Genomic DNA, 11368 nt, shown 5'->3' with positions numbered 1-11368 from the left:
TGTAAAATTTTATCTATTTACTTTATCATTATATTTATCTAATCCATCTATTCCAAACAATACTTTTTCTTCTTTTTCAGGGGTTATTATATTTTTTATATTACCTCTAATATAATATTTTCTATTATAATTATCTTTTTGGTGAACATCAGAAGTTGTGCTACATTCATTTAATTGATAAAAACTCTTCTCATTTTTTTTAAATGAACATTGTAGTTGATGAGACACTATTCTATAAGAATCATTTCTTGTTCCAAACATAGATATAAATGAATTTCCAGTATGTTCTATAAGGGTAGTTTGAAAATCTAAAATTGCAAACCTTTTTTTATCTACATTCAAATATCCCTCATACATAAATGATTTAGAATTTGTAGGGAAAAATTTAATCGTATAAACATCTTCATGATTAGTCTCCAAAAATGAAAATGAATATTGTTTTTTTCTTTTAATAATCTCATAAATGATTTCAGGAGAGATATACCTACTAAAAGATGTTGGGTAATTTTCTTTTTTACTATCCAATAGTTTATCAGCATTGTTAACAATTTTTGTATCTTGATAAATAAACGAGTCATAATAATGATTAATATACTCTAAATACTTATCAAAAAACAAATCCAAATTCCCTTCCAATTGATAGATTGTTCCTAACTTTTCCTCCTTATTGGAAAATTTTGTATAAAAGGTTAATGTGTCTTTCTTTTTATAATTATTTACAAACTTTTTTTGCACTAAATCAATTACATTTCTTGCAGTCCTTTTCTTAATGATATTAACTTCATCTATTTTCTTTTCTCCTACCTGCGAAAAAGAAAAAGAAGAAATAAATGCACAAATAAATAAGGTAATATATTTAATATTCATATTTTTTCATTTCTAAAGAAAAATATTATAAAGGCTATCTTTCAAGATAGCCTTTGTTTTATATTTAATATTCATATTTTTTCATTTCTAAAGAAAAAGATTATAAAGGCTATCTTTCAAGATAGCCTTTGTTTTTAGTTAGTCTTCCCAGAACCAATGAACTGCATCTCCGTTTGCACAACCTCTTTTACCGATTCTAATACTAACGATACCTAAGTTTATTTCTCCACGACATGAGTGTCCACCTTTAAATGATTTTAGATTTTCTCTTGGAATCTCTACACCTGTTGATTTTAATTCGTTTAAATTCATTTTTTAATTTTGTAAAATTAATAATTGTTTTTGTTACACTTACAAAAAATTATTGATGCATCTTTATTTTTTGTGGGAACAAATGTATATAATATTTTTGATAAAAACGTTATTTTTATTAAAAAAAATAACACATTAAACCATTGAAATATATTAACAAACTGATAATAAATACAAAGAAAATGTTATTATTTTTATTTTTATAATATCGGTATTTGTAGAGCCTAAATAATGACCTGTAAAAAATAATGCAAGGTGTCCAATGCCACCTGTAAAAAATAATACAAGGTTAACCGATGACCTGTAAAAAATAGTGTAAGGTCTAACCGATGACCTATAAAAAATAATGCAAGGTGTCCAGCACTACCTGTAAAAAATAATACAAGGTGTCCAATACCACCTGTAAAAAATAATGCAAGGTGTCCAGCACTACCTGTAAAAAATAATACAAGGTGTCCAATACCACCTGTAAAAAATAATGCAAGGTGTCCAATGCTACCTGTAAAAAATAATACAAGGTATCCAACACCACCTGTAAAAAATAGTGTAAGGTTAACCGATGACCTGTAAAAAATAATACAAGGTATCCAACACCACCTGTAAAAAATAATGCAAGGTGTCCAGCACTACCTGTAAAAAATAATATAAGGTTAAAATATACAATATATTGAAAACCAATAAAATAATAAAATTTGTTGGTTTTTTATCATTTTACCTATATACACACTATATATGAGAATATATTAGTGAGAGAATAATAGTGAGAATAAAAAAGAGCAAAATTTTGTTTTTTCTGCATCAGCCATTTTTGACTAAAAAAAATCATTTTCGGGAGGTCTAAACTCATTTTACAAAAAACACATTCTGATTTTCAATTACTTAAACTACTCCCCTAAAATTCCTTTATAAAAATCCCGATTAACCACAAACTAACCACCCTAAGCGGTGCAAGATGTGTCTTTGTTCCCACAACTTTTCAAGTTGAGGACAAAGACCTCTTGCCTTTTTTGGAGCAAAAAAGGAGCAGAAAAATTTCGGAACTCATTTTTCTTTTCAATGGCATTTTCTCTTTGGGAAATTGCATTCCAATTTCATTTTTCAAGGTCAGATTTTAGGACAGCAGTCTAATTTAGTCTAAAATAATAAAGAGTAGTCTAACCATTGGTTAAATGCTTGTTTTCTATGTTTTTAAGTTGAAATTTTGCGAGACAAAAGTCCCAAAAAATGCAGAAAAAAGATAGTGAAATTAAGATTAGACTTGAAAAATCTGAAAAAGAAGAATGGCAAAAATTCTGCAAAGAGCAAGGGATTACCCTCACGAGTCTCATCGTTAATTCTGTAAAGAAACGCACTTGGGATAGTGAGCGAAGAAAAGCGATGGCGTTCATTGAAAAGCAGGTCAACCTATTTGCGAAAGTGGAAAACAATATCAATCAGTTAGCCAAGTATGTGAATGGGCAAAAATTTATGACTCCGCAACAGGCGAATGAATTTGAAATGTATTTGAAAGCCGTGAAGAAATTGAAGCAGGAGCAGAACGAGATTTTAATGAAAACTTATCATTTTATTGCTAATGATAGTGAAAATTTTAAGTTCGGCGAGTAATGATTTTCACGGCGTAAAATACAACGACAAGAAAATGGAAAGCGGTGCTGGGGAACTGATGACAATGGAAAATTTCCCCGATGGATTTGATGAAAATCCAAAACAAGATGCCGTGAGAAATTATTTCAAATCTATTTCCAAAAGTGAGAAAGTAAAGAAACCGCAGTTCCACGCTACGATTTCTACCAAGTTTCAAAATCATTCCAAAGAGGAATTGACAGAGATTGGGCAAAACTTTATGCAGGAAATGGGCTATGGAAAACAGCCTTACATTATCGTTTTTCATAACGACACAGAAAACAATCACATTCACATTGTTTCTACTCGGGTAGATAAAAGCACGGGGAAAAAGATTGATGATAGTTTTGAAAAACTCAAATCTCAAAGAGCCTTACAAAAAGTTTTAGCCCAATTATACGGAGAGCAGTTGGATAAGGATTTGGAAAAACTACTCCGATACCGATATGGCACAACGAAGCAATTAGCCCTTTTGTTGGAAAGAAGCGGATTTAAGATGGTGCAAAATAAGACAGATGATACGGCTTTTGATATTCTGAAAAACGGGGTAAAACAAAAAACTTTGGAAGCAAACCAAATTGTATTTCATTCCAAATCGGATAGTAAAAGGGCAAAACAGATTAAAGCATTTTTAGAGAAATACAAATCGGTGTATTCTAACAAGGTTTTCAAAGTCATTGACAATAGAGAGACGGAAGGAAAGCCCGAAGAAAAAACCAAGCGGAACATTGCCCCCAAAATTGAATTTGAGAGCGAACTACAATATAAGATGCGAGAGATGTTTGGGATTGATATTGTGTTTCATCATAAGGAGGGACAAAAGCCATTTGGATATACTCTGATAGACCATAAAACTCAAAAAGTCTGGAAAGGAAGTGAGATAATGAAGATGAATGAGATTTTTGACTTTACACAGGAGCAGTTGGACAAACGCCTTTTTGAGCAGATGAAAGATTACAATATTTTCAATGGTCAACAAAAACAGGCACTACTCCATTTTTTCAATCGCTATCTAACCTCTGAAAAAATCCAAGACTTTATGATTTTTGAAAATAAGCACAGGAAGAATTTAGAGGAATATAAAAAAGTCCGAGAAGAGACTTTCCAAGCCATAAAACAGCCCAAACAACAGACTGACATTTCCATATTTAAGGGAGAAGATGGCAGATATTATATGGTTCATCAGCAGTATCATCATCTCCACGATTTGGAAAGTCTTATCGGACAAACGGCTTATCAGAATTTCGTTAATCCTTCATCGCAAAAACAGGAACGCACCTACTATCAAAAAGATGAATTGTCCGAAGCCCTTGATGAATTTTGGTTTGAGATGATGAAAAATACAGGCAAAGGGCTTGACCCCGCCGAAGAAGAAAGGAAAAGAAAACGAAAAAAACGAAGATAAAATGATAATCACATTTGGAACACAAAAAGGTGGAGCAGGAAAAACCACACTTGCTATTGCCTTTGCCAATTATCTCTCTTTACAGGGAAAGAAACTTAATGTTTTTGACTTTGATTTTCAAAAGTCATTTTATCACAAGTGGGCAGAAGATGAAGCGTTGGATTTGCCCCAACTTTATGAAGTGAAAGTCATTGGAGAAGATGAAAAAGTTGTAGACTTCAATACCATTATGGATATGAAAGAAAGCAAGGAGATTTTTCTCTTTGACTTGGCTGGGACAATAGATGATAAATATACTCATTTACTGATATTAAGCGACTATATCGTTATCCCATTTGAATATTCTGATGTGTCCGCAAAATCTACATTGGTATTTATAGAATTATTGTCAATGATAGAGAGTGAGGCTCAAATGATATTTGTCCGTTCCAAGTATGATAAGGGATACAACTATCTCAACCAAGAAGGAATGGATGCCGAGATTTCTAAATATGGGAAGATTTTGGAAAACCCAATCTATAAGCGGAATTGTTTGCAAAATATTACAACAAGGAAATTGACCTATGAGCAAAAGCACTCGGTAAAACCCACTTTTGATGAACTAATGAATTTTATCAATGCCACATTATAAACTCCCTTTTTCCATTCAGTTAGAGCGAAAATACAATGACATCAATATTGATGATTTTATAAAAGAATGGAAAGAAAATGAAAAGAATAGACAGGAACGCACCATAGCCATAGATAATGAATTGCATATTGAGTTAGGGAAGTTCAACACTTTTGATATAAACCTCAATGAAATCATTGATTTGGGAATGCGGTATGCCTTATGCAAGAGAGAATTTAGGCGAATGATGGCACAAGTTATTGAACAAAAAAACAAAAAAATATAACCAAATGGGAAAATCTTTTTTAATCATTTTCGGAGTGTATTTTCTCTATTATACAGGGAATATCCTATATGATTTATTCTTGAAAAAAGAAAAAATCGTGGAGACAGAAAATAACGAGCAGAGTTTTTCACTTTCAGAGTTGGCAGACCAGTATCAAGAGAAACCTATCTCTGTGGAGATAGAAGATGTGGAAAATATCCGAACGCCACAATCTTTTGAAAACGAGCCGTATGATTTTCTTTCTGCAAATGAAGAACCACAAAGTATGGAGGATTTGCAAAAGAAATATGAAGATGAAAATCAACTTAATGAGATGGAGCATTCAGAAACTCCACAGGAAAAAATAGAAGAAAAAACAACTTCCATTATAGATAAACCAATTAAATCTTTGAGCATAAAAGACTTACTCAACGATGCCAATACAAAGGTAAAAATGGTGGCAAACTATGAAGGGCAAAAAGTTTATAACATTCAAGCATAAGTAAATCCGAGTTAAATATTAACACTTTAATTTTTTTTATTATGAATGGAACATTCAAAAAGTTGAAGGGGCTAAAATTAGCCAACTTCAAAGGAGTGAAAAGAGAGAAGGTATTCATTTTATCACTATTGCTTCTCTCTACTACACCTGTTTTGGCAGGAGGTGGTGCAGGTGCTTTTACCACAGCAGGAAACGAGGTTAAAAAGTATTGGACACCTTTAAAAACATTTATTCAGTTTGTGGGAGGTATCGTTGGACTTATTGGAGGTCTCAGAATCTACAATAAGTGGCAAAACGGAGACCAAGATGTGAATAAAGAAATCCTTGGCTGGGGTGGGGCTTGTCTATTCTTAACGATTGTGCCTACTTTCGTAGGTTCATTCTTTGGATTAACTTAAAGATGGGCTTTTACTTATACAAGGGGTTAAAAAAGCCCCTTGTTTTATTCGGATTGAAAGACAAATATATCTACTATGGTATTGGTTGTGTCGCAGTGGGACTGATTTTGTCAGGAGTTTTAGGTTCTTTTATGGGCATTTGGGGAACTCTTTTAGGCTTGGGATTAGGAGCATTAGGCTTTTGGTCAATGTATAAAATCCAAGATAAAAAAGGGCTTTACAACAAGACTAAAAACGATGATGAACTTCATATTTTCCCAAAACGATTTAAGATAACAAAATTCAAATCTAAAAACTGATATGAAATCTAAAAATAAAATTTTTGATATTCCTTTTATAGGCTATGATTATGGTAAGGAACACGGCTGGAACTTTGATGTGTTGGTAGGAAAATACGGCAATCCTGTTATTGGGATTAAAATTAAAAATGCGGTGGAGCAATATTCCGCAGACCCCAATGCCTATACAGATTTTCATACCATACTCAATCAATTGATTTCCATTATTGGAGAAAATCATATTATTCAAAAATTGGATATTTTTAGAAAACAAAAATACACGGCTGAAAAATCTTCGCAATTTTTACAGCAAAAATATTCAGAGCATTTTGATGGGAGAATGTATAAAACCATTGATACATTACTTCTTTTCACGGATGTAGTGGATAATAAAAAGAAGAAAAACAATTACGATTTTTCAGAAAAAAGATACAAGGAACTCATTGACCGATGTGAGAAAGTTCATATGCTTTTGGCTCAATACCATTGTGAGCCACAATTTTTGAAAGAAAAAGACTGGGAGCAATACATCGGAGGTATTTTGGCAATGAACATTGCGGACATTCCTACTTTTGATAATATCAAATCCTTTAATAGCCATTTAAGGTTCGGCGATAGGTATGGTAAAGTCATTAGTTTCGTAGATGTAGAAAATATAGAATTGCCCAGCCAAATAGAACCCTATTCTCTTTTGGGTGGTAATGGAACGGCATCAGAAACTGCCGTAGATAATTTTTCTTTCATCAATGAATTGGAAGATTATCATATGATTGTATATAATCAAATCATTTCCATTCCAGAACAAGCCCCGAAACAAAGGGAGTTGGATAAAAAGAAAAGAAGCACGAGGGCGTTTCTAAATCAGCCCCTTCTAATGAGATTATTGCAGAAGAGATAGACACCCTTTTACACAACATTGCCGTAGATGGGCAGTTAATCGTAGATGCTCACTTTTCCATTGTTTTTGCGTGTGATAGCCAAGAAAAAATGGAGAAAACCCAATCAATGATTGAGAGTAAATTATTTACCAAAGGGATTATCGTTTCCAAAAATGCTTATAATCAATTAGAGTTGTATCGCTGTGCCATTCCCGGCAATGCGGTGGAACTGAAAGACTACGATTTATTTACAACCACGAGTGAGGCATCGCTTTGTTTTTTTTTTAAGGAGAGTTTCCCCGTAAGTGAAGAGTCCAATATTTATTTGAGATTTACCGACAGACAAGGCGTTCCTTTGAAAGTAGATTTGTCTGACTTGCCGATGAAAACGGGGCGAATGAACAATAGAAATAAATTCGTTCTTGGACCTTCGGGGTCGGGAAAATCTTTCTTGATGAACAATATTGTAGAGCAATATCTCCTTTACAATTATGATGTGGTTATCGTGGATACAGGGGACTCATATAGTGGCACTTGTTCTTATAAAGGAGGGAAATACATCAAATATACCGAAGAAAAGCCTATTACGATGAACCCTTTTGTAATGAATGAAAAGGAGTTTAATATTGAGAAAATAGAGTTTTTAACCAACCTTATCTTTATGATATGGCAGGGTGCTGATGCCACGATGACCAAAGAACAAAAATCTATCTTGGACAATACATTGGTATCCTATTATCATCAATATTTTAATCAAGGGAAAGCGTGGTATGAAGGCAAATCTAATGAAGAACTATTACTCCATTTGGAAAAATACAATATTCATAAAGAAGAATTATTAGAAGACTTTGAAGATGATATAGAAAGTAATAAAACATACTATGAGATATTAGGCGTTCCATTTGATGCTCCTACTGATGAAATCAAGCGGAAAGGAAGAAAGTTAATTAATTTCTACCATCCTGATAAGAATATTGACAATCCTAATTACAATCAAGATATGTTCCATAGGGTGTATGAAGCCTATGAAACGCTGACCGATGAAGAAAAAAGAAAGGAGTATAATGAAACGAAATTGGCAATTATCACGCCACAAGAAATTATCAAAACTCCGAAAAATGCAGAAGAATGGAGCGAAGCATTTCGGTATGCACTCATTAAGAGAATAAAAGAATTAGATGAAAAATTAGAAGTTTCGGATTTGTCTTTCAATAGTTTTTATGAATACTGCGATAGGTTTTTGCCTATCTATTTGAAAAATAAAAAATACAATATCACAGAGAAGGAGTTCAATTTAAGAACATTTTTGTTTGTCTTAAAGGATTTTTATAAAGGCGGAAGATATGGCACTACGCTGAATGAGAGTGCAGACAGCACCTTATTTGATGAGCCGTTCATCGTGTTTGAGATTGATAATGTTAAGGATAATCCTACGCTTTTCCCCATCGTTACGCTTATCATTATGGATACTTTTATCCAAAAAATGAGATTGAGAAATGAGAGAAGAAAAGCCCTTATCATTGAGGAAGCGTGGAAAGCCATCGCCTCTAAACTAATGGGAGGATACATTCTTTATCTTTATAAAACCGTGCGTAAGTTTTGGGGAGAAACCATTGTGGTAACGCAGGAACTGAACGACATTATTGGGAATGCGGTGGTGAAAGACTCCATTATCTCTAATTCGGACACCTTTATTCTGCTTGACCAATCCAAATTCAAAGATAATTTTGGGGCGATTGCTGATATTCTTTCCCTTAACCAAGTGGAACAGAATAAAATTTGGACTATCAATAATCTGAATAATAAATACGGCAGGGCAAGGTTCAAAGAATTTTATCTCAAACGAGGAGGCAAAGGAGAAGTCTATGGTAATGAAGTGTCTTTGGAGCAATACCTAACCTACACCACCGAAAAACCCGAGAAATCAGCCGTAGAGCATTATGCAAAAGCCATTGGCAGTTATGATGAAGCGTTGGAGAGAATTGTATCAGACTTACACAGGATAAAAGCCCCATTGGACAATTTAGTCCCACTTATCAATCTCTATAAAAAGCCGATAGATGAAAGGAGTAATTAAATTTTACAATCATATCAAGAGAGAATACAAAGGACAAAGTCCGATTAAAATTATCCAAGAAAAAATTGCAGAAATTCATTCTGAATTGGAAGAGCAATATTCTGATAGGCGACTATTGGAAGAAGAAAAAGAAAAAAGTTTTGAAAAATTATTAAACGCTGTATAATATGAAAAAGTATTGTTTTTGTCTTTTGTTAATGGGACATTTTCTTTCTGCACAGAATACTTATGTTGATGTGGCTACGACCGCTGCACTCAAACTCTATTCTGATAATCTCAAAGATAAACAGAATGAGACCATAGAACAACAGAATAAATTGCAAAAAGCACAGGCGTGGGTAGCCTCTCAAATGGTCGTTGCGAATAATATCCAAGACAAAATATTGAAAGGATTGAGTGAAGTCTCGGGAACACTGACTAATGGTCTTCAAGTCAAAGGAATTTACGAAGACCTTAAAGGACTGCACAATGTATTCTTCTGAAATTAGCAAATTGGTTAAAGACCACCCAGAGTATGCCATTTTCGGGCAAAGGCAACGGAAACCACTTACAAAGAAGTCTTAAAAATGTCTTCGGAAGTCAGTGAATTATTGAAGTCGGGGGAACTCAACTTGGCTACCGCAGGAGACCGATATAAACTACTTTATGAGATTTCTACCAAAGTAAAATGCTTAAAGTTTGGTTAGCCACTATTAGCCTTAACTTGGACAGAGCCAAAAGATTGGGATTTTGGAGAGCCATTAACCCTTTTCAAGGCTATATCAATACCGACAAGGATATTGTCAGAAATATAATGGAAAAATATAAGCATAATTTCTAAATCCTACAACGATGAAAAAATTCTCTTTCCCATTTTATTATTGGCTGGACATATCGTTCTGACTTCTTCGGGGGGTAAGCCTAAACCACCTATTTGGGAGCAAGAAAATGTATCGTTCCCAATGATGAACCAAGAAATCCGCCACTCTATGCAAGAACACGAGAGACAGGTGGAGATGAAAAATAAACAGCACATCAATCTTGTAGGAGAAGGTGTCAATAAAAAGCAATGGAGCAAATTCAAGGAAACGACAAAGAAAATCCAAGACCGATTGAGAATTGTAGATTTTGCATTACAGGCAATCCCCACAGGCATTGTTATCTCCCAAGAGGCAAGAGAAATCAAACACAATCAAGAGCGGATAATTCAAGAGATTAAGACTGCTCCCTATGCCCTTGTAGTCGCACTCCCCAAGCAGGTTGAGTTCGTAGATGACCTCCAAATGGTCGTGAGACTTTTGGCAGGAATAGTGGCTTCCTATGGGGCGATTAACCAAATGGAAAAAGCAGAAAGAAAAATCTTGTTAGACTATGCTCTATCGGAGGTGGAGAGATTAAATAATGAGTCATTTTTCATTCTTACCACCATTAGAAATGTTAAAGAAAAATTTGAAGCAAGAAAAGGCTTACTTCAATACTATGTGAATGCAGATAGACAGATTGTAGAAGATATTATCAATAATGTAAAAACTTTTAAGATGAAGATTAAATTTTTAGCATTGAGTTTTTTTCATTGGGACAAGTTTAATTCCCAGCCAAATGGTTGTAGTGAATGAACAACTGATGTTCCAACTCTCCAAGAACCAAGCCGTAAGATTGGCAAAGTAATAATGCGTTTCTAAAATCCTATGAAAAGCAAAAGGAACTTTACGATAATATCAATAAAAAAATTACCCAAGCCGTTGCTATACAGGAGTTCATTTACGATAAATTGACCAAAGTCAATCAGTACCATTTTGCAAGGAAAACAACTCAAATACCTATACAAATATTTGGGAGAAGTGGGAGAAACATAGCCAAAAAATGCTCCGATTGACCGCCAAAAATCCGCAGTATGCTATTTTATTGACCGAACATTATCAACGATTGTGCAAGAAGAGCCATTTTACTGCAAAAGGAATTGAGGGAGGAAGTCCTCCGAGAAGATAAAGGGCTACTGATAGACCCCTATGACAGGGAGCATCTTATCAGTAGAATATTTGACCGAGTGCGGATTTTACACGGCAATGTAATGTTTATCAATCTAATGTTAGAAAGAGCAGGGGGAAACACCTTATTTATACCAAGTTCCTTATTTAAGAGACTATATCAATACAGATAAATCAGTGGTAGAA

General features: G+C 33.8%; 11 protein-coding genes and 1 pseudogene. 10 read left to right on the top strand and 2 right to left on the bottom strand.

Annotated elements, in window-relative coordinates; translation table 11 throughout:
- Window positions 1-9: 9 nt before the first annotated feature.
- Together DBX24_RS01350 and DBX24_RS01345 are read right to left on the bottom strand one after the other, a co-directional pair.
- Window positions 10-867 carry a hypothetical protein gene (locus tag DBX24_RS01350; RefSeq protein WP_160223741.1) on the bottom strand — a complete coding sequence of 286 codons (858 nt, stop codon included), beginning with the start codon at window positions 865-867 and terminating at the stop codon, window positions 10-12.
- Between the two features lie 138 nt (window positions 868-1005).
- The gene (locus tag DBX24_RS01345; protein ID WP_160223740.1) at window positions 1006-1179 is read right to left on the bottom strand and encodes a hypothetical protein; all 174 of its coding nucleotides are present in this window, start codon (window positions 1177-1179) and stop codon (window positions 1006-1008) included.
- Window positions 1180-2403: 1224 nt separating this feature from the next.
- Here DBX24_RS01345 and DBX24_RS01340 point away from each other — a divergent pair.
- From DBX24_RS01340 to DBX24_RS01295, 10 genes and pseudogenes are all read left to right on the top strand, one after another.
- Complete coding sequence (locus DBX24_RS01340; protein WP_160223739.1) at window positions 2404-2784, top strand: PH domain-containing protein; 381 nt, start codon at window positions 2404-2406, stop codon at window positions 2782-2784.
- Window positions 2753-4207 carry a relaxase/mobilization nuclease domain-containing protein gene (locus DBX24_RS01335; RefSeq protein ID WP_160223738.1) on the top strand — a complete coding sequence of 485 codons (1455 nt, stop codon included), beginning with the start codon at window positions 2753-2755 and terminating at the stop codon, window positions 4205-4207. The genes DBX24_RS01340 and DBX24_RS01335 overlap by 32 nt, the downstream gene beginning before the upstream one ends.
- Before the next feature lies 1 nt (window position 4208).
- Window positions 4209-4838, top strand: a complete 630-nt coding sequence (locus DBX24_RS01330) for a ParA family protein (RefSeq protein ID WP_160223737.1) — start codon at window positions 4209-4211, stop codon at window positions 4836-4838.
- Window positions 4825-5103: a hypothetical protein gene (locus DBX24_RS01325; RefSeq protein ID WP_160223736.1), complete on the top strand. Its 279-nt coding sequence runs from the start codon at window positions 4825-4827 to the stop codon at window positions 5101-5103. Before DBX24_RS01330 ends, DBX24_RS01325 begins: the two co-directional genes overlap by 14 nt.
- Before the next feature lie 4 nt (window positions 5104-5107).
- A complete protein-coding gene (locus tag DBX24_RS01320) occupies window positions 5108-5584 on the top strand; it encodes a hypothetical protein (RefSeq protein WP_160223735.1) in 477 nt (158 codons plus the stop codon).
- A 41-nt stretch (window positions 5585-5625) separates the two neighbouring features.
- Window positions 5626-5982: a DUF4134 family protein gene (locus tag DBX24_RS01315; RefSeq protein ID WP_160223734.1), complete on the top strand. Its 357-nt coding sequence runs from the start codon at window positions 5626-5628 to the stop codon at window positions 5980-5982.
- Window positions 5983-5984: 2 nt separating this feature from the next.
- Entirely contained in the window at window positions 5985-6281 is a 297-nt protein-coding gene (locus DBX24_RS01310; RefSeq protein ID WP_160223733.1) for a DUF4133 domain-containing protein, read from the top strand.
- A gap of 1 nt (window position 6282) precedes the next feature.
- Window positions 6283-9381, top strand: a pseudogene (locus DBX24_RS01305) (TraG/VirB4 family ATPase).
- A 1-nt stretch (window position 9382) separates the two neighbouring features.
- Entirely contained in the window at window positions 9383-9697 is a 315-nt protein-coding gene (locus tag DBX24_RS09365) for a hypothetical protein (protein ID WP_260392824.1), read from the top strand.
- A 459-nt stretch (window positions 9698-10156) separates the two neighbouring features.
- On the top strand, window positions 10157-10810 hold the full coding sequence (locus DBX24_RS01295) for a hypothetical protein (protein WP_260392823.1): 654 nt from the start codon (window positions 10157-10159) through the stop codon (window positions 10808-10810).
- Window positions 10811-11368 lie beyond the last annotated feature (558 nt).

The organism is Bergeyella cardium (genome assembly GCF_009914665.1).
GTDB classification, from domain to species: Bacteria; Bacteroidota; Bacteroidia; order Flavobacteriales; family Weeksellaceae; genus Bergeyella_A; species Bergeyella_A cardium.
The sequence above is the reverse complement of the archived record's forward strand: the minus strand, read 5'-3'. Positions and strand labels throughout refer to the sequence as shown.

Excerpts from the sequence above, each read along its gene's own strand:
- DBX24_RS01335 (WP_160223738.1), top strand. The coding sequence starts at position 2,753 with ATGATAGTGAAAATTTTAAGTTCGGCGAGTAATGATTTTCACGGCGTA.
- DBX24_RS01345 (WP_160223740.1), bottom strand. The coding sequence starts at position 1,179 with ATGAATTTAAACGAATTAAAATCAACAGGTGTAGAGATTCCAAGAGAA.
- DBX24_RS01295 (WP_260392823.1), top strand. The coding sequence starts at position 10,157 with ATGATGAACCAAGAAATCCGCCACTCTATGCAAGAACACGAGAGACAG.
- DBX24_RS09365 (WP_260392824.1), top strand. The coding sequence starts at position 9,383 with ATGAAAAAGTATTGTTTTTGTCTTTTGTTAATGGGACATTTTCTTTCT.
- DBX24_RS01320 (WP_160223735.1), top strand. The coding sequence starts at position 5,108 with ATGGGAAAATCTTTTTTAATCATTTTCGGAGTGTATTTTCTCTATTAT.
- DBX24_RS01325 (WP_160223736.1), top strand. The coding sequence starts at position 4,825 with ATGCCACATTATAAACTCCCTTTTTCCATTCAGTTAGAGCGAAAATAC.
- DBX24_RS01315 (WP_160223734.1), top strand. The coding sequence starts at position 5,626 with ATGAATGGAACATTCAAAAAGTTGAAGGGGCTAAAATTAGCCAACTTC.
- DBX24_RS01310 (WP_160223733.1), top strand. The coding sequence starts at position 5,985 with ATGGGCTTTTACTTATACAAGGGGTTAAAAAAGCCCCTTGTTTTATTC.
- DBX24_RS01350 (WP_160223741.1), bottom strand. The coding sequence starts at position 867 with ATGAATATTAAATATATTACCTTATTTATTTGTGCATTTATTTCTTCT.
- DBX24_RS01340 (WP_160223739.1), top strand. The coding sequence starts at position 2,404 with ATGCAGAAAAAAGATAGTGAAATTAAGATTAGACTTGAAAAATCTGAA.
- DBX24_RS01330 (WP_160223737.1), top strand. The coding sequence starts at position 4,209 with ATGATAATCACATTTGGAACACAAAAAGGTGGAGCAGGAAAAACCACA.